Source organism: Georgenia halophila (assembly GCF_039541595.1).
Window position 1 is genome coordinate 272,521 of sequence record NZ_BAABGN010000004.1, and the last position, 25,568, is coordinate 298,088.

1 protein-coding gene (running past one end of the window) is annotated in these 25,568 nt (G+C 72.6%); it reads right to left on the minus strand.

Annotated elements, in window-relative coordinates; genetic code table 11:
• Positions 1-25,568, minus strand: partial view of an FG-GAP-like repeat-containing protein gene (locus tag ABD907_RS06730; RefSeq protein ID WP_345214978.1) — the 3' portion only. Its footprint extends 12,457 nt past the window's final position; 25,568 of the gene's 38,025 nt are visible here — the last part of the coding sequence; its start codon lies off the right edge, out of view; its stop codon occupies positions 1-3.

Here is a 25,568-nt window from a genome sequence, read left to right on the forward strand (position 1 = left end):
TCACGGCTTCTTGCCCCGGCCCTTCCCGTTGCCCGGGTGCGTCGAGCCGTCATCCGCCTCGACCGAGCCGCCGGTGCCTCCGGTGCCGGCCGTGCCGCCGGCGCCGCCGGCGCCGCCGGCGCCGCCGTTGCCGGGCTGAGGGTCACGGGGGCCGCCCTTCTGGTCCTGCCAGTGGCCGGAGTCGCGCTGGGTGACCAGGCCGGTCTCGCCGAACGGCTCCCCGTTGCGGTCGGCGTCGGTGCCGAGCTGCGCGGCGATCGTCCGGTCGGCACCCTGCGCCCACGACAGGTCGTACAGAAACGTGTACATGCCGGGTGAGGGCTGTCGTGAGACGGCGGACTGCCCGAACGGGTTGAACGGCACGACGTAGGAGTTGAGCTCGCCCGACCAGTCGATGAGGCGGTCCTCCTGCGTGTTCGCGGAGAGGACGTCGACCCCGGCGCCGCCGAAGGCGCGGTCCGCCCAGGCCGTGTCACCGTCGACGGTGACGTTGCCGCCGCCGTCGGTGGTCGGGTCGTCGTCGCTGTCGAGGGTGTCGTTGCCCCAGCCGCCCCACAGCGTGTCGGAACCGGTGCCGCCGACGAGCCAGTCGTTGCCGTGGTCGCCGAAGATCACGTCGTCGCCGTCGGTGGTGCGTCCGTCCACGGTGTCGCCGTCGAGATGGTCGAAGCCGAGCACCCAGATCCGGTCGCCGGACGCCGTGGGGTCGAGCGTGCCGGCGGCGGTGAGGGTGACGCGGCGCAGCGGGTCGTCCGGGTTGTAGAGGGCGAAGTAGGTGAGGTCGTGGTCGAACTGGAGCTGGTCCGGCGCCGCGACCGGGCGGTGGAAGTCGTTGCGCACCACCCCGCCGGCGCGGCCGAGCGCGGTGCCCGGCACGTAGGAGAGCGGGAGCGCCTCGGCGCCGGAGATGCCGTCGTCGCCACCGCCGCCGTGCAGGAAGTCGGTACCGAGGCCGCCGAAGATCAGGTCGTCGGCGTACATCGGTTCGAAGTACGGGTCGTGCGCGGAGCCGGCGGGCTGCAGCGACCACGGCGTGAGGTCCACGGTCTTCGTCAGCGTGCCGGTCGGGTTGACGACGGCGACCTGGTGGTTGCCGGGGGTGGAGATGGTCCGCTGCGTGGTCGGTGTCGTCACGCCGGCGAGCGGCTCGAGCGAGCCGTGGCGCGAGGTGACGATCCGGCCCTCGTCGCCGAGGATGCCGTCGGTGCCGGTGCCGCCGGAGAGCCAGTCGCTGCCCCAGCCGCCGACGAGGTCGTCGTCGCCGGCGTCGCCGTAGACGACGTCGTTGCCGCCGCCGGCGTAGACGGTGTCGTCGCCGCCCTCGCCGTGGATCTCGTCGGGGGCCCAGACGTCGGCGGTGGCGCGCCCGGCGGCGGCCACGTCGGCCTGCGTGACGTCGAACAGGTCGGGCCGCACGTCCGGCCCGCCGGGGGTGCTGTCGAGCAGCGTGACGGCGCGGGGCAGGAGGCGGACCGGGTCGTCGTGGGTGTCGTAGACGAACGTCAGGTACGCGCCGTCGGCACCGACGAGGCGGTGGATGTCGCCGTTGTCGCCGACGACGACGTCGGAGTCGCTGCCGTGGCCGCCAACGCGGTCGTTGCGGTCGTGCGCGTCGCCCGCGCCACCGAAGATCAGGTCGCCGGCGTCCGGACGCTGGGCGATCGTGTCCAGCCCGTACATCGAGGAGGAGCCGCCGACGAGGTCGTCGCGGCCGAGGCCGCCGAGGACGACGTCGGCGCCGCCGCCGCCCTCGACGTAGTCGTCGCCGTCCGCGGCGCTCCCGCGGCTCGGCGTGACCACGAGGAGGCCGGCGGCGTCGCGCGCGGGGCCGACCCGGGCGCCCTGGCCGGGCGCGCCCGTGTCGACGACGCCGTCGCGGTCGAGGTCGATCGAGCCGTCGCCCTGGATCACGTCGTCACCGAGGCCACCGAACAGCAGGTCGTCGTGCAGGCCGCCCGCGAGGTAGTCGTCGCCGTACCGCGTGGCCGGCGTGGTCTCGGTGTGCTCGGTGAGCACCAGCCGCAGGTCCGACCAGTCGGTCGGGCCGTCGGGGCTGCGGCTCCAGGCGGTGGAGACGTTGGCGGCGCCGGCGTCGGCCTCGTCGGTCGAGTAGATCAGCGCGTCGGTGAGCTCGCGCATCCGGGGGTCTCGGTGGTCGAGGACGCGGGTGAGCCGGGCGGTGTCGCCGACGACAAGGTCGCGGCCGGTGCCGCCGTCGACGGCGTCGGAGCCGGTCCCGCCGAGCAGGACGTCCTCGCCGGACCAACCGAGCACCACGTCGTCGCCGCCGAGGTCGACGGCCACCGAGACGATCGACGCCACGGCGAGCGCTCCGGACACCTCCGCCCAGGTGAGGCTCGCGTGGTCACCGGCCGCGAGGTCGTGGCCGCCGCCGAGGTCGATCCGGTCGGCGCCGAGGCCACCGAGGACGACGTCGACCTGGTCGCCGCCCCAGATGCGGTCCGAGCCGCCGGTCCCGGGGGCGAATGGCTCGAGGGAGTCCGGTGCGAGGAGCTCGTTCCACCGCAGCGGCTGGTCACCGTCGGCGGTGAGCCGGGCACCGTCGCCGGTCACGACGTTCCTGCCGTCGCCCGCGAGGACCAGGTCGTCGCCCGTGCCGGCGAGGACGACGTCTCCTCCGGAGCCGGTCACGACGACGTCGTCACCGCCGAGCTCCGGGTGGGTGCTCCAGGCGCGGTCGACGTCCGAGGGGTCACCGTCGAGGAGCTGCATGTCGACGAAGCCGTGGTCGCCGAGCACCACGTCGGCCCGGTCGACCGGGCCGGCGGCGCGCTCGCCGGTGTTGGTGCCGATGATGTCGCCGCCGAGACCGCCGAGAACGATGTCGGCCCCGACGCCGGAGGTGATGACGTCGTCGCCGCCGATCGTCGGGTCGACGGTGACGACGAGGCCGACGAGCCGCTCGACGCCGTCGGTCGTGTCACCGGGGCCGCCGTGTCCGGAGATCGCCGCCGCGAGCTCCTGCAGCGCGGCGAGCTGGTCGGGAGTGAGCACGCCGTCGCCCGGGAGGTCGGTGCCCGGCTCGAACCAGAGGACCAGGCCGCGGTCGCCGAGGATGACGTTGCCGCCGCTGCCGCCGTGCAGCGAGTCCGAGCCCTGCCCGCCGACGATGACGAGCGGCAGGGTCGAGGTGTCGCCGCGCACGACGTCGTCGTCGCTCTCCGCCACCTGCGGGCCGGTGACCGTCCGGGTGAAGGTGCGGGTCACCTCGACGACCACGTAGGGGTCGACGCCGGACCGGGGCGCGCCCGCGTCGAAGGTGACCGTGCCGTCCGCGGCGAGCACCGCGTCGACCTCGACGCCGTTGACCAGCACGCGGACACCGGTGACCGTGCCCTCGCCGTCGCCCAGGTCGATCGTCCGCACGCCGCTCCAGCGGCCGGTGACGGTGCTGACCTGCTGGACCGTCGCGCTGACGGTCGAGCCGAGCGGTGGCGTGTCGAGCAGGCCCACCGTCCCGGCGGCGAGGTCGACGACGTAGCGTCCCGGCGCCACCGGGGTGCCGTCCACGCTGACGGCGACCACGTCGGAGGCCACCGGTCCGTCGCCGCCGCTGAGCCGGCGGACGAGGTCGATCAGCCGCAGCAGCGAGTCGTACTGGCCCTGGGCGTTGACGACGAGGTCACCGTCCTCGCCGAGGTGCAGGTCGAGGAGGACGAGGTCGTCGCCGAGACCCGTGTTGAGCCAGGTCTGCGTGCGGACGCCGGCACGGTGGTGCGTGCCGTCCACGCGGATCCGGTCGGCGCCGGAGCCGGTCCAGACGCGGACGCCGTCGGCGAGCGTGCCGCCGGGGCCGACGCGGTAGGAGATCGAGCCGCGCGCGAGGCCGAGCATGGCGATCTCGGCGTCGGCGGCGACGGTCGCGTCGCGGTCGCGGGCCGCGGAGGTCTCGTCGGTGATCAGGACGTCCCGGTCCCCCGCCCACGCTCCGGCGTCGGAGACGAGCAGGGTGTGGCGGCCGTCGCCGAGGTCGAGGTTGAGGGTGGCGTGGAGGTCGTCGAGGTCGCCGGCGAGGAAGGTCGGTCGCCCGGTGCGGCCCACGGCGGCGAGCGAGGAGACGTAGACGCGGTCGTCGCCACCGTGGGTGCGCATGTTCGTGACGGCGGAGGTGCCGCGCACGTTGAAAACGTCCGTCCCCGAGCCGAGGTCGATCTCGAGCCACTCGTCGGTGAGGCCGTGGTAGCCGATGCCGTCGACGCGGAGGCGGTCGTCCGCTGCGCCGGCCGACCCGGTCGCCGTGACGGTGAGCCGCAGAGGTGCGGTCTCGTCGTTGACCTCGCCGTGGAAGCCGACGTAGAAGTCCGTCCCGAGCTTCCAGACCCACACCGACCGGGCGCAGTCGCTGCGGCCGGCGCTGCCGCAGGACGCCGCGTCCGGGAAGAGCAGTTCCTGGATCGCGGCCGCGAGCACCTCGGCGGTGGTGGCGGAGGTGAAGGTGAGCGCGCCGATCCCGACGACCGTGAGGGTGACGGTGCCGGCGCCCGCGGTCGAGACCTGGTAGACGCGGTCGACGCCGCCGCGGGCGACCATGTCCAGGCCCTCGATGGACGTCGGCGTGATGGTGCCGACGTCGCCGGTGGTGTCGGCGCCGTCGTCGACGTGCACGACGTCCGTGCCGGTGCCGCCGTCGAGGACGAGCAGCGCGTCGATGCCGGCGAGGCTGCCCGGCCCGTCGGTGCCGCGCACGCCGGCGGTGGAGCCGACGGCGATCGCGTCGTCGCCGGCGCCGCCGTGGACGGCGGTGTGGCCGTCGACGGTGCGCACGTTCACGACGTCGTCGCCGCGGCCGGTGCGGACGACGGTGGTGCCGGCGTGGGTCGAGGCGACGGTGAGGGTGTCGGGGCCGTAGCCGAGGAGGAGGTCGAGGGTCTCGAAGCCGTCGTAGGTGATGCCCCCGGGCACCGGGACGCCCGCGAAGACCCGGTCGCCGCCCATGCCGAATCCGGTCAGCCGGCCGGCCGTCAGGACGCCGGTCGTGGTGCCGGGGCTGTCCTCGTCGTGGACGACGAGCACGTCGACCTGGGCGCTCTCGCGCACCTCGACCGTGCCGTTGTCGGGCTCCTCCGGGTGGTCGGAGGTCTCCCCAGGCAGCAGGATCGGCAGGTAGTCGTCGAGCGAGATGTCCCAGACCGGGTCGGGGTCGAGGCCGCCCTGGACGTACAGCGGGCCCTGGATCCTGGTGAGGCGGTCGGCGGTGTCGGCGAACGACTGGAGGCCGTTGCCGTCGACCACGTCGTCGTCGATCGCGCGCAGCACCACGCGGCGCTCCTGCCACCAGGTCGCCGGGCCGAAGTCGAGCCACAGGCTGCCGTCGGCGGCCACACGCACCCCGTCCGATGCGGCGACGTCCACCTCGACCTGCACGTTCGTCCGGTAGGTGCCGCCGTCGGTGCCGACCACGGTCGGAGTCGGGACGGGGTCGATGCGGACGCTGACGACGCCGGCGGGCCGCTGCGTGAGGCGCACGGTGTAGTCGTCGGTCTCGCCCCCCTCGGTCAGGCGCGTGCTGCCCCGCGACGGCGTGACCACGACGCCCGGGGTGTCGCCGTCGTGCACCTCGATGGTGAGGATGCCGACCTCTAGGCCGTCGTAGTCGGCGTCCGTACTGGTCACCGTGGTGACGAGGCTGACCGCGTGCCAGCCCTCGGCGGCGCCGTCCAGCGGCGCCCACAGGGTGAGCGTGCGGGCCGTCATCCAGTTCGCCGCGGTGAACACGAGGGAGACGGACGCCGGACCGCCTTCGCCGAAGCGGACGTTCCCGTCGGTGGTGAGCGTGACCGTCACCGCGGCCGTCGGGGCCTTCGCGAGCCGGACGGTGTAGCCGGCCGTGGTGCCGCCGCCCGAGGTCGGCCCCTCGACGACCGTGAGGCCGCCCACCGGCTCGGTCACGACGACGTCGGCCGCGTCGTCGTCGACGACGAGCACCGGCAGGAACGGGAGCTGGAGCGCGTCGTAACCGTTCGCACCCGTCGTTCCGTTGGCGACCGCCGAGATCATCGCGGTTCGGGCGCGCTCGGGCGCGAGCTCGGCCGTCGCACGCACCTGGACGGTGGCGGTCTGGCCGTACCGGAGCGTCACCGTGACGCTGGTCCGCCACGCGCCGTCGGTGCGCAGCTCGAGCGAGCGTGTCGGGTCCCCGGAGAGCGGGTGCACCGGCGGGCCGGCGAACGTGACCTCGACCGGGCCGCCGACGTCGTGGGCCAGCCGGACCGTGAACGAGTCCGTGCCGCCGGCCTCGTCGACCCGCAGGGATCCGTCCGCCGGCGAGATGACGAGAGCCGGGGCGTCGTCGTCGGTGATGTCCGCCGCCACCTGGTCCGCCTGGACGCCGTCCCAGCCGGCGAGGACGGACTCGACCGTGTGCGACGTCAGGCCCGAGTGGCCCAGGAGGTCGTCGGCCTGGACGGCCGGGGCGTCGCCCGCCACCTCGATCCGGTCGCTGCCGAGGCCGCCGATGATCCGGGTCGCCACGTTCGCGTCGGTGGACTTCACGAAGATCCGGTCGTCACCCTGCTGCGCGTCGAGGACGAGTCGCTCGATGGCCACGTGGGTGACGAACCGGCCGGCGCCGAAGATGCCGTCCTTGGTGACGACGAAGGTGTCGGCGAGCTCCGTGCCGACCACGATGATCGTGTCGAAGCCGTCGCCGCCGTCGATGCCCACGGGGGCGTTCATCGCGTAGTGCAGGAGGTCGCTGCCGCCCCCCATGTCCACGGTCGTCGTGTCCGACTCGCCGACGAAGGTCCGGATGACGAACACGTCGTCGCCGGCGTCCCCGTTCAGCTGCACCGCGGCCACGTTCCGGAAGACGTCGAACACGTCGTCGCCGGTGCCGCCGTAGAGCACGGTCGGGCGGGTGACGCCGTTGGTGAGCCAGCCGCGCGTGGAGTCGAACATCGCGGACTCCGGCACGCCGAACTCGTCGGACCGGAGGTAGGAGACGAGGAGCTGTCCGACGCGGAAGAGGTCCTCGCCCGCCCTGCCGTAGACCGAGAGCGCCGCGATCGCGTCGTCGAGCGCGAACGCGTCGTCGCCGTCGTGGCCGTCGATCACGACGCCGCCGGTCATCCGGTCGGTGTAGACGATCATCTCGGCGCTGGTGAACAACCCGTTCGCGAGGCGGGCGCCGAGGCTGGCCACGAGGCCTCGGGTCGGGTCGTCCCGGCCGGCGCGGCTGAGGAACGTGTCGGCGCCGTCGGTACCGTCGACGATCAGCACGTCGGTCTCGTCGGGCCCGCCGGTGTCCCTGACCTCGACGCGCGAGTCGCCACCGCCGAACGTCTGGACGACGGTCGTGTCGTCACCGTGCTCGCCGTCGAGGTAGAGCCCGCCGACCAGGGTGTTGGGGTCACCGAGGTCGAAGTCGGGGTTGACGAGGAGCCGGTCGTCGCCGGCGCCGGTCGAGACCCACGTCGGCCCCGCCGTGCCCTCGACCGCCACGAGGTCGCCGGCGGAGCCGAGCTGGACGACGTTCTCGTGCTCGAGCGTGCGGTGGACGGCGAGGTCGATCCGCCCGCTCCCGAGCAGCTCGGCGTACAGCGCCTCGAAGCCGGCGTGCTCGACGCGCCCGTCCGAGATGGTCGCGACGGCGGTCGTGACGCTCTGGTCGGGGTGCGGCACGGCGTCCGCCACGACACCGGCGATGTGGCGGGCCCAGCCGGCCGCACCGGCGAGCGTGCCGGTGAACGCGACCATCCAGCGGCCCGGCACACCCGTCACGCGCACCGTGCCGGCGCCGAGCACGGCCTCGAGTGCGGCCTCGACCGCGGCAGGCAGGGCGCCGACAGCGATCGGCGCCGTCGTCGCGACCGAGCCTCCCGGGCCCTGGAGCCGGAGGACGAACGTGCCGCCGATGGCACCGGTGACGGTGACGACCTGGACCAGGTCGCCCCGCTCGGCGGAGCCGCCGAGGGTTGCCCCCAGGCCCGCGACGACGCGGTCGGTGATGTAGCCGACACGGCCCTGGTTGCTGTCGTCGAGGATGAGCAGCCGGTCGAGGGCGCCGTCGTCGGTCGGCTCGCCGTCGTCGTCGAGCGGCTCGCCGCGGACCGTGACGAGCGCCTGGATCAGGGCGAGCCGGCCGGTCTCGTCGCCGTCGAAGGACAGGACCAGGCGGTCCGCGCCGCGGCCGAGCTCCACCCGGGTGGGACCGCTCACGGTGTGCAGCGAGACGACGTCGTCGCCGTCGTGTGTCCGGATCTCGGTGGTGCGACCGGCGCCGACGTGCGTGCTGTCCACCTGGAGCGTGTCGCCGCCGGAGCCGAGGCCGAGGAACAGCCGGAGCAGCTGGTGGTAGCCGAGGGCCAGGGGCCCGAGCTGGAGCCACGAGCCGGACATCCAGCCGGTGCGGCCGCCGGTGTCGGCGGTGTCGTCGACGTAGAGGCGGTCGTACCCGGCCGGGGTGGTCGAGCGACTCGGACCGTCCCCGGTGACCGTGCCGAGGCTGCCGTCGCCGGCGACCCAGAGCGTGCCGGTGATGCCGTCGATCGTGCCGCCCGCGTTCGGCCAGGCCACGTCCGTCGCGCCGAGCCCCGCGGCGCTGCCGACGGCGATGTCGTCGTCCCCGGCGCCGGCGTAGACGTGGTGCTCGGCGCGCATGGCCCGCACGGCGATCCGGTCGCCGCTGCCGCGGGTGTCGAGGTCGGCGTTCTCGGTGTCGTAGGTGACGCTCACGAGGCCCGTCGCTGCGCCGCCACCCAAGGGGACCCCGAGCGAGCGGATCCGGTCCCTCGTCCCTCCGTCGCGGGACGCCCGGTCGACGACGACGTCGTCGCGCTGGTCGGTGCCGAAGACCTGGACGGTGTCGGTGCCGGCACTGCCGACGACGTCGATGTCCGCACCGTTGGCGCCGGGCAGCTCGACCCGGACGATGTCGTCTCCGCCGCCGGCCCGGACGGCGAGCGTGCCGGTCCACGGGCTCGCGGCCCATCCGGCGCCGCCGACCCGGATCGAGCCGTCGGCGTCGCCGACGAGCACCACGTTCGAGGAGGCGCCGCCGCCCAGGGCGGCGTTCTCGAAGATCCCGTGCAGGTCCTCGACGACGCCGGAGGCGAAGTCGGTGCCGGTGAGGTGAGGGTGGACGTCGGCGGCGGTGACCGGTGTGCGTGGCACGGAGCCCACCACGAACCGGTTGTCGTACAGGCCGATGTCCGCGTCGAAGATCTCGACGAGCGTGTCGTCGCCGCCGGCGTCGGCGAACGTGTCGCGGCCCAGCCCGCCCGTGACGACGTCGTCGCCGTGGCCGCTGTCGAGGTGGTCGGCGAACGGCGATCCGATGAGGGTGTCGTCGCCGGCCCGGCCGAGGAGTCGCAGCGCGGCGACGTCGCGGGTGACGCCGGAGGCGTCGAGCACGTCGTCCGTGGGGTGTCCGGGCTCGCCGGCCGGCGGAACCGTCGGGTCGGCGTCCAGCGTGACCGTGTCGCCCTCGGCGCGCGCGGCTCCGTCGACCCAGACGACCGGCCCCGCCGAGTGCCCGATGCGCAGGTCGCCGCCGAGCCGCTCGGCCGGGTCTCGCACCGGCGTCGTCACGGTGAAGCTGTCGGCGGCGGCGGAGCCGTGGACGACGACGACGTCGGCGGAGCCGTCGTCGCGGCGGATCTCGTTGGGAACCTCCTGGGTGAAGGTCTCCTCGCGGCCGGTCTCCGGGTCGAGCTCCTGGAACGTGTCCAGGCGGGTGCCGTCCACGGTGACCAGCTTGCCGGTGTCGACGACGACGTTCTGCACGTCGGTGCCCGCGAGGTCGCCCACCGTGATGCGGTCCGCGCCGCCGCGGCCGTCCAGGACGAGGTTCTCGATGCCGGCCAGCGTGGAGGTCTTGCCGTTGAGGGAAAGCTTCAGCTTCCCGGCGGTTCCGGCCTCGAGCGCGACCGTGTCCGGGGAGGCGCCGAGGGTGAGGTCGAGCAGGTCGGTGCCGGCGCCGCCGTCCACCGTGGGCATCGCGCCGGACACCGTGACGATGATCGTGTCGGCGTCGTCCCCGCCCTTGAGCGTGGCCGCCGGGCCCTCGAGCCGGTCGACACCGGCGCCGCCGCGCAGGACGTCGGTGCGGGACCCGCCGACGAGGCGGTCGTCGCCGGCACCGCCGGCCATGGTGACGGTGCCGGACCCGACGTGCATGAGCGTGTCGTCACCGCAGCCGCCGTCGATCGTTGCGGAGGCCGGTCCCTCGACCGAGATGTAGTCGCGGTCCGCCTCGCACCCGTCGCCGGTCAGGCCCGCTGCCGAACCGTGCAGAGTGACGTCGGAGGCGAGCCCCGCCGAGGTGCCCTCGTAGCTGATGACGTCGGCGCCGCTGCCGCCCCTGATCACGACCGGGACGGCGACCGACGGTGCGATCACGACGGTGTCGTTGCCGTCTCCGAAGTCGGCGTGGATCTTGGTGACGCCCTCGTAGGTGTTGGACCGTCCGAAGGCCGTGACGACGATCGTGGCGCCGTCGGCGGTGGAGCCGGTCTGCTCGATCCGGACGGACTCCGACCGCTCGTCCGTGCCGATGTTGCGGGCCACGGCCCGCTCCCCCACGTTGAGGTACAAGTCATCCCCGTCGAAGGTGCGCCGATCGTCTTCGCTCGTGCCGTAGCCGCCCGCGAGGTAGGTGGGCTTCGGGAACTGGATGTAACCGAGGGTGAAGGTGAGGGTCTCGCTGATCTCGAAGAAGAGCAGCTTGATCTTGAACTTCACGCGCAGCTGGATCTTCACGCGTCCGTCATCGCCGGCCGTGGCGGTGTCGAGACCGAAGTTGAAGGACAGCCCGACGCTCGCGAGGGTGAAGCCGAACGCGCGGACCGACACCTCAGCGCCGCCGCCGAGGCTGAACAGGTACGTGCCGTCGCTCCGGGCGATCGAGGTGACGTGGAAGTGGAAGTCGCCGCGCAGGCCGAACGAGTTCGACCCGATGACCATGTGGCCGGACAGCCGGATGTCGAAGCTGCCGCGCGAGTCCAGGTAGATCGAGCCGGAGAGCGTCGCGAGCCCGAAGAAGCCGGCCTCGATCTGGGCGCGGAACGCCCACTGACCGTTCGCCACGACGACCTGGAACGAGGCGTCGAAGCCGATGATCTTGAGGATGTCGACGGTGCCGTCGAGGTCGAGCTGGAACGAGTTCGCCGCGATGCCGAGCCGCTCGGTGCCGGAGGTGTTGAGCTCGAGCAGGCCGGACGCCTCGATGAAGAACACCGGTCCCGCGTCGGCGACCGCGGTCACCTGGAGCCGCATCGCGAAGCCGGGGTCGTCCGTGTAGATGCCGGCGCCGCCGGAGGCCTCGAACTTCAGCCCGCCCAGGGCGAATCCGACGCCGAGCTGGATCTCGAACGCCGTCGGGGTGGCCTTGATGTGGGCGAAGCCGTAGCCGCCGGCGAGTCCGAGGAAGTTGATCCGGCCGTCGATCTTCAGCAGGAAGCCGGGATCGACCGTGCTCGCCGCGACGTCCGACGGGAGGTCGGCCGCCCCGGTGACCGGCGAGAACTCGACGGATCGGCCTGTGGTGTTCAGCTCGAGGAGGACGGAGGCGTTGAACCCGAGGCCGATGTCCGCGCCGAAGCCGGCGTCGAGCGTCAGGTCGACGCGTGCGACGAGGCCATCATCGGAGATCCGGAAGCCGGAGTTCGTCAGGCGCAGCTCGCCGATCGGGTCCACGGCCATGCGGCCGTTGACGATCAGCTCGAGGCCGGCGCCGCGGTCACCGCCGAGGTCGCCGATCCGGAACAGGACGTGTCCCTCGATCGCGAACCGGTCGACCAGGACCAGCGAGCCACCGAACTCCACCTTGACGCCGGTGAGGATCGTTTCCTCGGCGATCTTGAGCTGCCCGGTCGGTCCCCGTTCGAAGCCGGCGAAGACCCCTTCGTCGCGCTGCGTGGCGAAGGTCTGGATCGTCATCGAGTGCCCGGCCGTGTTGATCTCGACCATGAGGTCGCCGGCGAGCTCGACACCGGGGACGCCGCTGGAGCCGAGCGACAGCTGGATGCGCCCCACCACGGCCGTGGGGTCACCGACGAACACGGCGAGGTTGATCGTGCCGGCGACGGCGCCGAGCACGGCCATGGTCCCGCCCACCGCCCCGTCGACCCGCAGGTACCCACCGGACGCGTTCGCCGCCGCGGTGATGCCGATGTAGCCGTTGAGCGTGAGGAGGGTCCCGAGGGTGATTTGCGCCTGGACGATGGCCTGGACGTAGACGGCGGGACGGGCGGACGGGTTGCGCTGCCCGTCGAGGCCCGGAGGGGCGCCGAACACGGTGATCGACGTCGGGTCGCCCTCGCTCAGCAGCGGCAGCATCGACTCGGGGATCTGGAAGGTGATGTCCTGCTGCGACGTGTTGAACACGACGGTGACCGAGCCGCTGATGCTGAAGGCGCCGGCGCTCGGGATGCCGATGCCGGCACCGGCGGAGATGACCGCCTGGCCGGCGACGCCGCGCCCGTCGGCGACGAGGAACACCGTCGCCTCGCTGTAGGTGACCATCGCGGAGCCGACGCCGAACGAGAGCTCCGCGGTCGCGAAGATCTCGAAGCTCGGGTTCTCGTCGACGGAGAGCGCCAGGTAGAAACCGCCCTGCAGCCGCAGGATTCCGGGCGAGCCGGGGCCGCCCGGCTTGAGGAGGAGCTGACCGAGGAGCTCGACGCCGAAGCTGCGCGGCCCGAGCACGTAGGTGCGGCTGCCGATACCGGGCAGCTCGAGCACCTCGGTGCGAGTCTGTCCGCTCGTGTTGATCTGCAGCGTGGCGGCGCCGGTGAGGAAGACGCCGTACTCCTCGAGGAAGTCGAAGTTCGTCTCGATGGTGGCGACGCCCCAGAACTGCGGCTCGGCGGAGAGCCCGTCGCCCATGTCGAGGACGAACCGGCCCGCGGCCGCACCGATCGTCCCGATGTGGATGACGTTCATCTGCCCCTGGAAGGTGAGGATGAAGGTGTTCCGTTCGGAGTCGATCTCGAGCACGACCTCGGCGAGGATCTCGAGGATCGGCTCGTCGGTGAGGCCGGCCGCGTTCAGCTGGATGCCGCCGGAGATGGAGATGTAGAAGCTTTCCGCGGGCTTGATGACCTGGAAGCGGCTGGTGCTCCCGGCACCCGCGTTCCCGGCGGTGTCGAGCCATCCGGCGGCGATGGTCACGGTCACCGTGCCCTCGGTCAGCGACTGGCCCGCGTAGACGTACCGGAAGGTGTTCGCGCCGACCTGGTGGACGCCCATGAAGGTGAGGCCGTCCGCGCCGGCGCCGCGCAGGCTCAGCAGCTCGGCGCCCCGCTCGAGGATGTCCGCGGCGTCGACGCGCTCCCCGGCCACCGGGGTGAAGGTGATGTCGATCCACGTGCCCGCGTCGCCCGGCTCCGAGCCCGGGTCGATGTCCTCGCCGTACTCGTCGTCGCCCTCCATGTAGGTGGTCGAGGACCACACGACGCCGTTCGTGTTGGCCCAGGTCCGGTCCAGGTAGCTCACCGTGATCGGCGAGCCGTCCCAGCCGGTGAAGAAGTAGCGGAACGTCCCGTCTCCGAGGTCGACCGGCGCGGCGACGAGGGTGAGAGTCGTGCCGCCCGCGGTGAGGGTGATCTCCGCGCCGGCGTCCAGGATGGTGGCCGGGTCGACGGCGGCCTGGACGTCCCCGAAGGAGGGGAAGTCGATGTCGATGTAGCCGCGGCCGGCGATCACGGGGCCGCGGACGGTGGAGCCGTTGTCGGGGTCGGTCAGCTCTGCGGTCGGGACCTGGAGCGTGAGGTGCTCGGTCTCGGCGGTGTTCAGGACGCCGGCGGCGTCCGCGAACGTGTCGGCGACGATCTCCACCGTGTAGGTGCCCGCCGCGAGGTCGCCGAGGATCTCGTAACGGTACTGGTCGGTGCCGGTCACCCGGACGGGGCCGCCGAGCGGGACGATCGCGCCGGCCGGGCCGCGGAGGACGATCTCGTCACCGTCGATGGTGGCGTGGTCGACCTGGTTGCCGAGGGTGGCGCGGAAGCGGATCTCGAGGTAGCCCAGTGCGACGAGCGTGTCCAGGCCGATCGTCAGGCCGTCGAGGCCGCGCACGGTCTCCGGTGTCGTCTCGGTCTCGGGGACGGTCTGGACGACGTCGGCCGTCGAGCCGACGACGTCGAAGGTGAAGGTCTGGCTCCAACCGGCCGGGGGTCCCCGGGCGTCGGGCAGGCCGACGGCAACGCTCCCCACGAGGACCTCCGCCGTGACGCTGCCGACGACGAACTCGCCGCCCAGGAAGAACCGATACGTGTTGCCCCCGAGCGCGACCGGGGAGATCTGCAGGACCGTGACGCCCGACGCGCCGGCGCCGGAGAGCTGCAGCAGGCCCCAGTCGATCGAGGACGAGTCGATCTGCCGGAGGGTCGTCGGCGTGAAGGTGACGTCGAGGTAGCCGGTGATCTGGTCGCCGTCGACGTCCACGCCGGCCGGCAGGCCGTCGCGCCAGTCCCGGCCGTTGACCTGGCCGACATCCACCGTGGCGCCGTCCTCCTCCAGGGAGGCGGTCACGCCGGTCACGGTGAACCCGAGGGTCGTCGCGGCGTTGCCCACGCCGTCCAGGCGCCGCACGAGGTCCGGGCCCACGGTGACCACGTGGTCGCCGACGCCCCAGTCGCCGGTGGGGAAGGTGAACCGGAAGATCGCGGAACCCTCGGCCGCGGCCGCCGCCGCGAGCAGCTCGGACTCGTCGGCGCTGCCGCCGGCCTCGCCGTCACGTGCCCGGACGTACTCCTGCTCGGTGAGGACCCTGACCTCCGAGCCGTCCGGCAGCATGTAGTAGACGTACTGGCCGTCGCCCGAGCCACCCACCTCGAGCACGGCGGTGGTCACGCCGCCAAGGGTGGTGATCTTGACGACCGGGGCGACTTCCAAGGAGTCGATGCCGCCGGTGCTGCCCGGCACGGTCAGCGTGATCCGGCCCTGCCGCAGCAGCGTGGCGATGTCGAGCGCGCCGCCCGAGCGAATCACCAGGTCGATCCAACGGGCGCCGGCGTGGGCGTCGTTGATGTCGTCGACGTCGATCGTCCCGCCGCCTTGTGTCGGGCCGCCGAGGTCGACCGTCGGCGGCGGTGTCGGGCCGGCCGGGGCGCGGTCGTCGTGGACGTCGAAGACGACCTCCTGCCCGGAGGCGTCGCGGAATCCCATGCGCAGCTGGCCGTGGATCGTCAGCAGGCGCACCTGGTCCGGGATGTCCGCCAGGAACAGCACGGCGGCCTCGCCCTCGTCGATGTTGGAGAAGTCGGCGTAGAGGCGGCCGGAGAGCGAGATCGCACCGGCCGCGAAGTTGAGCTTGCCGACGATGAGGAACTTGCCGTCGGTGGAGATCTTGATCTGGACCTCGCCGTTGAACACGGCGTCGGAGGCGAAGGCGGAGTAGATCTTCGCGCTGCCCGTGATGATCATCGGTGCGCGGAAGGCCGCGAGGAAGTCGGCGGGACGAGTGCCGGAGTCGACCAGGCGTGCCTGGGCCGCCACCTGCTGCTGCAGGGAGACGAGCCACTGGTCGGCGGTCAGTACGGTCGGGGGCCGGAAGGCGGTGCCACGCAGCGCGGTCGGGTCCTCGATCGAGGGCAGGGACTTGAAGAACTCCACGCCGGCGGAGAAGTCGTTGAGCACCAGGCCGATCGGCGGGAAGATCGGGATGCCGCCGGGGACCTCGACGTTGATGAACACCTGGAGCGGCCCGTACTCGGAGAGGCCGAGGCGGATCGTGAAGCCCGCCATGCCGGCGATGGAGAAACCGCCCTCGATGCCGAAGTAGAGGATCCGGTCCGCCACCGGCGTGGTGGTGTCGAGCACGGCGATCGGTAGGCCGTTCTCGTCCAGCTTGAGCATCCCGCCCACCAGGCCGGCGTCGAGCTCGCCGCCGAACAGGTTGCCGGAGATGCGGACCGCCATCGCGTCGATGCCGGTGATGGGGAAGCGGCCCTCGGCGAGCAGGGCGGGCGCCAGGCGCACGCCCTGGATCGAGCCGGAGAACTCGACCCCGGGGATGCCCTTGATGCCGGTGACACTGAGCGAGAGGACCAGCTCGAAGTCCGCCGGGCGGTTCTCGATGTCTGCCCACTGGATGCCGATCGAGTCGATCCGCACCGGCAGGTAGGAGGGCCACTGGAACGACGCGCTCGTGGCGCTGCCGACGCCGAGGAAAATCCCGAACCCGGGGGCCGGCTCGAACGCGCCGTCGCCCATGATCCGGACGCCGCGCGCCTCGCCGCTGAGGTCGAGCGGGCCGACCTCGACCCGGGCCGAGGCGGAGGTGAAGGCGAGGAGCACGTCGTCCCCGTCGCCGATCGCGCCGGTGTCGAGGCGCAGGTTCACCGCGGAGATGGTGACGAACCCACCGAGCTGCAGGCGGAGCGTGTCGAGCTCGAGCTCGAACGCGTCCACCCTGCCCTCGGTGAAGGTGACCGCGACGCGGAACGCCTCATCGTTGATCGTGCCGTCCGGACGGACGTCGTCGGCGGTGTTGCGGCTGGTGATGCGGGCGTTGAACGACTGGCCCGGGAACAGGCTCGCGCCGCCGGAGGCAATGTAGATCTCGCCGGTGAACGCCGCGAACGGGTCGGGCCCGAAGGTCACGGCGAGGCCGGAGATGCCCACGCGGATGTCGTCGAGGACCACGACGCCGCCGATGGTGATCTGTCGGTCGGGCGCGGTGGGGGTCATCGGGGTCGGGATCGGCTGGCCGGGCAGGGGTGCCGTCGACCGGCCGTAGGCGAGCTCGACCGTGCCGAGCTGGAAACCGCTCTCGCGGACGACCAGACCGGGTACGCGCCCCGGCGCGAGCTGCTCGTCGTTCGCGGTGTCGTAGTTCCTCCGGGTCACCGGGTCGTACGGGCGGATCGAGCCCTCCACACCGAGGGTCGGCAGGACGAGGCGTGCCGAGTTGATGACGAGGAGCTCCTGGTCGGTGTCCTCCGCGTCCGGCGCCTCGGGCTTCCAGCTGAGCCGCACGCCGTCGGCGTAGAGGTCCATCAGGTTCGGCACGTGCGCCTCGAGCGAGGAGACGTTCAGGCTCCACGCGCCGGTCAGCCCGATGTCGAACGTGCCCGACAGCATGCCGAGCACGTCGACCTCGAGGTCGAAGGTGCCGAGCAGGCCGATGAGGTCGACGGTCACCCCGCTGGACGTGCGGGCGCTCGAGGCGCTCGAGCCGCCGAGGTGGAGCGAGGCGCGGTCGACGCCGACCGCGATCGTGAGCACGAGCTTGCCGGAGGGGCTGAACCCGAAGTCGGCCAGACCGACCCGCGGACCGGCGAACGAGAGCGGGCCGAGCGTCGTCGGACCGGTGGCCACCTCGCCGGGCGCGTTCGGCTGCACGGTGAAGGAGGCGCGGCCGCCCGCGATGCCCGGGTTCCCGAGCGTCGTCGTGCCCTCGCTGCGCCAGCCGCCCGTGAAGATGAGCTCCACCTCGCCCGGCTGGAAGAGCCGGACAGTGTTGTCCGTGTCCCGGTCGCGGAAGAAGTACCGGACGGTGACGACGGTGGCGTCCGCCTCCTTGCCGGCGATGACGTACGGCAGGCCGACCAGGGTCGGGCGGTTGCGGACCCGCAGCAGGTCGGCGGTGACGCCGGCGCCGCTGATGGTGAAGGGCGCGATGCCCGTGGTCAGGCTTCCCTTCACGATCGGCGTGCCGTCCAGGCTCCGGTACGTGACGTCGACGTAGCCCTGGGCGTTGATCTCGTTCAGCTTGATGGAACCGCCGGCGCCCGGCGTCACGAGCACGGCCATCGGGCCGGGACCGGGGCTGGTGAGCGTGGGGGTGTGGACGACGAACGTCTCCGTCTCCACGAGGTTCAGCGACCCGCCCAGGTCGGAGAACGAACCGGCGATGAACCGCACCGTGACCACGGCGGTCGCCGGGACCGCGGCGTTGAAGGTGTACCGGTAGGTGCTCACGGTGCCCTCGACCAGCACCGGGACACCGGCTGCCAGCACCTGCGTGCTGCCCACGATGAGCTCGATCTCGGCGCCGGCGTCGAGGATGGTCTCGCGGCGCAGGCCCTTGCCGTTCACGTCGTTGAAGACGACGTCGATGGTGGTGCCGAGCTCACCCTGGGTGACGACGGCACCACGGAAGGGGTCGGCGAGGTCGGCCGTCAGCGGCAGGACCGGCCGCTGCGTCCCGGGGGTGCTCGTCGGGCCGGTGCCGCCACCGGCGCCGCCCAACGAGGATCCGCTGACGGCGAAGGCGTTCAGGCGGAACCCGGTGACCGGGTCGATGGTGAAGGAACCGTAGCCGGTGAGCCGGGCCACCTCGGCACCGTCCACGCGCACCGCTACGGAGGCCGGCGCCAGAGTGAGGTCGAGGGTGCCGTTGGGCTGGCGGTGCACCCGGAGCGTGCCGGTGAGCTCGACCAGATCGGCGACGGCGATCCGCACGTTCGTGACGTCCAGCCTGAACGTGAGGCCGTCCACCTTCACACCACCGGGGTGGGCGGCGACCGCACCGGTGTTCCACAGCAGGAGCACGGTCCCGGAGACCTCGAGACCGTCGAGCCCGAGGAGGGCGAAGGTGCCCTCGACGCGCAGTGCGTAGCCGGTGGTGCCCTCGCCCCTGAGGTAGTCCAGGGACGCGTTGCGCACCAGCAGGCCGACGGCCCCGGGGGCGACGGTGCCGTCCGGGCCCCAGGCCGGGCCGCTGCCGACGAAGATCTCGACGTCGTTGGCGCTGAACTGGCCGTCGGAGCCCGCCGTGATCGTGCCCTTGACCTCGAGGAAGCCGAGGTCGATGTCGAGGCTGGCACCGACGTCGTAGGCGAACCTCGTCGTGCCGGCGATGGAGATCCGGTATCGCTGGCCGTTCACGAAGACGGTCTCGTCGACGTCGAGGCCCGTCGTGTTGATCCGGATGCCGACGGCGGCCCCCACGGCCACGTCGTCACCCGCGTCGACCATGACGCTGCCGGCGAGCTCGCCCGCGAAGCCGGTGCCCGTGGCGGGGATGAACAGGACGCCGGATCCGCCGACCATGCCGCCGGCGGCGTCCGGGTCGGTGGGGTCACCGCTGAGGATGAGCTCGACGTCGGTGAGCGCCACGAACGTGCTCGCCGAGCCGTCGGCGTACGTGATGCGGCGGAACACGACGTCGGCGCGTAGGGAGATCCCCGCGCCGCTGCCGTCCGCGGACTCGTTGCCGATGGTGAGCACGACGTCGGTCGCCGCCGCCAGGAGGGTGGCTGTGATGGCGCCGGTGCCTGCGACGTGCTGCAGCGTGAGGTCGGCGGTGACGGCGAGGTCGCCAACTTCGAGCAGGGCGTCGGTGGCGACGAACCGGACGAGGGTGCCGGCCGGCAGGCCGATCTCCCACGGGGTGCCGTCGGCGCGGGTGATGGTGTGGTTCACGGCCGCGCGGACGGTGCTGACCTCGAATCGGAACTCCCCGGTGCTGACCGTCCAGCTGTCGCCACCGAGGTCGAGGGTGCCGCTGAGGACGGCGACCATGCCGGTGGGTAGGACGAGCAGCGCACCCTCGCCGTCGACGAGGCTGAACCCGGTGTCCTCGGTGCCGAGGGTGATGTTCACCTGCTCCAGCATCAGCGCGACGACGCGCTGTCCGCTCGCCGTGCGCCGCTGCTCGATCGTGACCACGGCCGTCAGGGACTGGCCGGAGATCGTGAGGTCGATCGGGGTCTCCGGGGTGCCGAGTTGGATCCGAAGGTAAGGACCGGCCGGGAGCTCCTCGGTGCCCGGTTCCTCCTGTGCGCCGGGCTCCGGCAGCGCGGGGATGGTCATCACCCGGTTGGCGGTGTTGATGGCGACGGAGCCAACGAGGGTGTTCTCCAGCCCGGGCACGCCCGGCACCGTGATCTCCGCGCGGACCCGGCCGGCCATCCCGGCGCGGGTGAGGACCATAGACCCGCCGAGTGCCGCGGTCGCGATGGTCTCGCCGCCGTCGGCGATCCGCAGCGAAACCTGCAGGAAGACAGTGATGTCGCCGGTGACGGCGTGCCGGCTGAACTCGACCGTGCCGCGCAGCTGCTGGCCCTGCACGTCGATGGTGATGTCCTCGCCGCGGACGACCACGCCGGGCCGCACCGTGCGGCTCGTCTCGCCCTGCTCGAGGACGTAGTCGTGACCGAGCGTGCTGATCTCGACGCCGAACGTGCCGCCGACCGTCACGCCCGGCACGTCGACGGTGATCGTGGCTTGAAGGGCTCCGACGAAGCCGCCCGGGATCGTCGTCGGTCCGTCGGCGCGCGCGGCGACGAGGTCGAACGCGCCGCTGCCGTCGGTGACGGTGACCGGGCCCAGGCTGACGCCGAGGTTCGCGAGGCGGACCTTGAGCTCGGCCGGCGACGCGGCGGTGAAGGTGCCGTCGTCGGCGAGCACGGTCTGCCGCAGCACGCTGACGTCGGCGGTGACGGTGAGGCCGCCGATGCTCAGGGTGAGCGCGTCGGCCACGACGCGCAGGTACGGTCCGGCGGGCAGCGAGAGGGTGCGGGTCTCGCCGCCGACCACGAACTGCTCCTCGACGGGGAGCGGGACGAACGTCGTCGGGTCGGCATCACTCGCGCGGCGGAGCTGGTTGATCTCGACCGTGACGGTCGTCGAGGCGACGATGTCGGGGGCGAGGCGGAGCGTCGCGGTGCCCGAGATCGTGCCGGCGAGGCCGTCCGGCCCGAGGATCAGCATCAGGCTGCCGTCGGAGACCCGGACGCCCACATCGTTGGCACGGTCGTCGTCGGGCGACCGTGCACCGAGGAAGAGGCCGATGTCGGAGCCGGCCAGGCGGATCACGCTGAGGTCGTCGGTGGTGCCGGGGCGGCCGTCCGGGCCGGCGGAGCGGGTCTGCTCGAAGCTGAACGACCCGTTCAGCTGCTGCCCGGCGACCTCGAGCGTGGCGGGCTGTGCCACGCCGATCTGCACCCGGAAGAGGTGGGCGGCGAGATCGACCGGCTCGGTCGCGTCGCCGTCGGACGGGTCCGCGGTCGGCACGTCGAGGGTCACCGCGGCGCTGGTGGTGTTGATGTCGAGCCGGGCGTCCACGTCGAGGACGACACCGGGAACGCCGACCAGCTCGATGCGCACGCCCACCACGCCGGCCACGCCGCCGGCGGCGAGTCGCACCACCCCGCTGCCCTGGGAGACCTCGAGGCCGGCATCGGCGCTGCCGAGCGTGAGCCCGACGTCGCGCAGGGTGATCTCTGTGACGCGAGCCGCGCCGGTGCCGCGCTGGCTGAAGGTGAAGGAGCCCTCCAGGCGCTGGCCGGCGACCTCGAGCACCACGTCGGTCACCGCGACCTCGAGGTATCTGTCGGCGGGGTCCGTGCTGATCCGCAGGCTGGCCGAGGCCTCCAGCGTCACGTCGGGGACGAGGACGCGCAGGTCCGCGGAGAGGTCGCCGACGAGGCCGCTTCCGATCGTCAGCTCGCCCTCACCGTTCTCCACGACGACGACGTCCTGGGTGGCAGAGCCCAGCCGCAGGGTGACGTCGGCGAGCACGAGCCTTGTCACGGCGGTCCCGGCCTCGGTGACCTGCTCGATGGCGACGGTGCCGCTCAGGGTCTGTCCGGCGATGGTGAGCCGGGCGTCCCGGGCCTCGACGCGCAGGTACGGGCCGGCGGCCACGTCGAGCGAGACGGTCTCCTCGCCGAGCTCGACCGTCTCCTCGACGGCGACGCCGCTGCGGTTGATCAGGAGTGCGAACGTCCCGCTCAGCGAGGCACCGGGGATCAGGTCGCCGAGGTCGATGGTCGCGCTCAGGGAGCCGGCCAGCCCGCCCGAGGTGGCGGTCGGGCCGCTGCCGGTGGCGGGGACGAGGACGAGGACGCCGCGGACGTCGGAGAGCAGATCGGGCATGCCCTCGAGACTGAGGCGACCGCCGGCGACGGCCACGACGGTGCGGGTGCCGCCGGCTTCCGTGCCGGTCTGGCTGAACCCGACGGAGGCCGTGAGCACCACGCCGCCGAACGAGAGCTCGAGGTTCTCGCCACGGACCGCGACGCCCGGGTCGAGGACCTCGCCGTCCGCCGTGGCCGGTGCCGGGGTCGTGTTGATCTCGACGTACAGGTCGCCGGAGATCTCGACCCCGGGCAGCTGAATGCCGGCGGCGAGGTGGGCACGGGCCACGACGCCGTCGGGCCGCACCACGAGCTCGCCGTCGAGGTCGACCCGGCCGACGCCGGCGAGGACGAGGGACCCGTGGTCCAGGTCGACGGTGACGACGGTCGCCGTGCCGTCGACGGTCCGCGAGATCGTGACGGCGGCGGAGATGACGACGCCGCCGACGGTGATCTGGAGGGGCTCCGCCTCGGTGCCGCCGACGATCGTCACCGACCCGGGCGCGAAGGTGACGTCCAGCGCGCCGGTGATGCTGACACCGGGAACGAGGAGCTCGACCCGGCCGCCGAGCGTGCCCGTGGTGCCGGTCGACGTGACGTCGATGGTCGCGGAGCCGTTGGTGACCCGGACGTAGTCGGTGGTGCCGTCACCGAACGCGAGCGTGACGTTCGCCAGGCCGAGCGTGGTGGTGGTCGCCGTGATGGTGAGGTCGACGTCGCCGGAGAGGCGCTGCCCCACGACGTCGACGAGGATGTCCTCGCCCACCACTCTGGTGGTGTCCGCGGCGAGCTCGAACGAGACGACCTCCCCGTCGACCACCTGGTCGACCGCGACCGTGTCCACGCCGGTGTTCAGCTCCAGCAGCAGCGTGCCGGCGAGGGTGAGGTCTGCTCCGCCGGCGATCTCGACCCGACCGCCTAGGCGGCCCGCGAGGCCGTCGGCGCCGAGAACGAGGACGCCGTTGCCGTCCGTGACGGAGACGACGTCACCGGGCAGCGTGATCGTCACGTCCGCCATCCGCAGAATCGTGGTGCTCGGTGCGGTGGTGCCCGCCGGGGCGCCGGGTGCCATCGGGCCGGGGATGACCTCGACGCTGAAGGCACCGTCGAACGTGAGGCCGTCGACGGTGAGCTCGACGCTCGAGTCGGGCGTCCCGATGGCGACGAAGATCGAGCCGGCGGCGATGTCGACCGCGACCGCCGGCTGGCCGCCCGCGGGCACCATGACCGTTCGCTGCCGGTCGGTGGTGTTGATCCGGAGCTGACCGGTGGCGGTGAGGACGCCCGGCACGCTGACCTCGGCCTCGAGTGCGGCCACCAGTCCGGCGGGGTCCGTGGACAGGGAGCCGTCGAGGGTCAGGGTGACGGTGCCGAGCGTCATCTCGACGCCGGTGACACCGATGGTGAGAGTGCCGTCTGCATCGGAGGTGATGTCGAAGGCACCCGACATCGTGAAGCCGCCGACCACGAGGGTGAGCGTGCCGCTGATCAGCAGGGTGCCGGCACTGAGGACGACGACGTCGGCTTCGCCGCTCAGGGCGACGCCCTCGACACCGACGAGCTGGACCTCGCCCTCGGCGTCGACCGTCCCGGCGGCCTGGTCGTACGTGCCGGTGACCGAGATGTACAGGCCGGATGCGGATGCCAGCAGGTTGCCGTCCTCGTCCATGCCGGGCCCCTGGCCCACGAAGACCTTCGCACCCGCACCGAAGCGGCCGGGGTCGCCGCCCGTGCCCGCGTGGATCTCCAGCGGCGGGATCTCGACGGCGAGCTCGGCGGTCCAGAGGAGGTAGGCGCCGGTGGAGGTGGCGACCTCGTCCGGGCCGAACACCAGCGTGACCGTGCGTCCGGCGACGGTGACGGTCTCATGGACGGGGCTCGTCGAGGTGTTGACGCGGACGAGGCCGTTGGCCCCGATGTCGGTGCCCGAGGCGACCGAGCCCGTGATCTCGGCGGCTATCCCGTCCGGCAGGATCGCGATGACGCCGCGACCCTCGAGCTCGAATGTCGGGCTCGCGGGGTCGCCGATCTGCAGGCTGGTCCGCTCCAGCGCGAGCAGCATGGTCGCGGCCGGGGTGTTCGTGGCGGCGAGGAGATCCGGCCCGACCAGCAGCACGTCGAGGTCACCGTCACCGTCCACGTCCGCGAGGCGCAGGCCGTCCGCCGGCGCGGAGCCGACGACGGCACTCGCGGCGAGCCGGTTCCCGTTCCCTCCCGTGGCACCCAGGTTGCGGTAGAGCTGGGGCGCCGAGCCGGCGGTGCCGGCCACCACGTCGGCGCGGCCGTCGCCGTCGACGTCGCCGACGGCGAGCGCCGTGACCGCGTCGTCGAGGAGCACCTGGCGGGCGTAGGCGGTACCGGTCCGGACGTAGAGCTCGAGCACGTCACGCGCCACGACGACGTCGTGGAACCCGTCGCCGTCGAGGTCGGCCACCGCGAGGTCCGCTACCACCGGCGGCGCAGGGTCGGCATCGGGTGCCGGCGCGGGGACGACGTCGGTCGTGGCACCGCCGGTGAACACCACGTGCACGCTGTACCGGGTGGCGACGACCAGGTCGGCGACGCCGTCGCCGTCCATGTCGGCGACGCGGACGTGGCGGATGTCTTCGATCGACGTGTCGGTGGTGGCCGTGCCGAGCGTGGTCGACGCCTCCCCGACGACGACCGGGGTGACGGTGAGTCCGCCGGTGCCGCCGACAACGATCTCGGCGACGCCGTCGCCGTCGCGGTCGGCGAGCGCGAGCGCCGCTCCCCCGCGGTCGGCGGTCGTCGTGGTGAGGGTCTCGCCGCCGAGCACCACGGTGAGGAAGCTCGCGGTCAGGACGACGAGGTCGATCACGCCGTCGCCGTCGAGGTGGGTGACACGGAGGCCCGTGACTGCCTCCGCGGGGACGTCCTCGAGCTGTGGGCCGGCCGAGAAGGCACCTGCTCCGGTGCCGGCGTAGACGTGGGCGCCGGAGTCGGTGCCGACGATCAGGTCGGTGATCCCGTCGCCGGTCAGGTCGCCGGTGACGACCGCGGTCGGGTTCTGCGCGAGTGGCGTCGCGCCCACGGTGAAGCCCGGACGGCTGCCCTGGACCAGGGTGAAGTCGGTGGTGAGTGTGAACGCGTCCGTGATCGACAGGCTCGCCTGGGTCGCGGTGACCTCGACGAACGGCCCGCCGCCGAGCGCGATGTCGACCGTCTCGGTCACGGTCTCGGAGATCTGGACCTCGATGCTCTCGTCGACCGCGGTGCCACCGGTGTTGACGTTGAGGGAGATCGCGCTGGCGGAGACGGTGACGGGGCCGAAGGCGAGGCTCTGCAGCTGTTGCGTCTCGAACACACCGGCCGCGCCGCCCGGCCGGAGGATCATCGCGCCGTAGAAGTCCGTGAGCTCGAACCCGCCGACCCGGATGCGCACGCCCGTCATGGCGATCGTGGTGGCGTCGGCATCCGCACCGACGAGGAAGGAACCGGACAGCTCGACCGGACCGGCCATGACCGTGACGCCGGCGGCGGTGACGCCGAAGGTCGCCTGCCCACCGGTGGTGTCGATGGTGACGTCGGCGTGCGGGACGTCGATGTCCAGGCCCGGCACGTCGACCGTCACGCGGGCGGTGAGCACGGCTCCGATGCCGGTCGCGCCGGCAGTGATCGAGCCGTTCACGCCGGAAAGCCTGACGATGCCGGCAGCGCCGACGGCGAGGGAGCCGCGGTCGATCGAGATCTCGGTGCCTTCGGCCGGGTCGGACGGGACCGTGATGGTGAGGTCGGTGCTGATCTCGAACACACCGCCCACAGAGAGGTGGACACCCG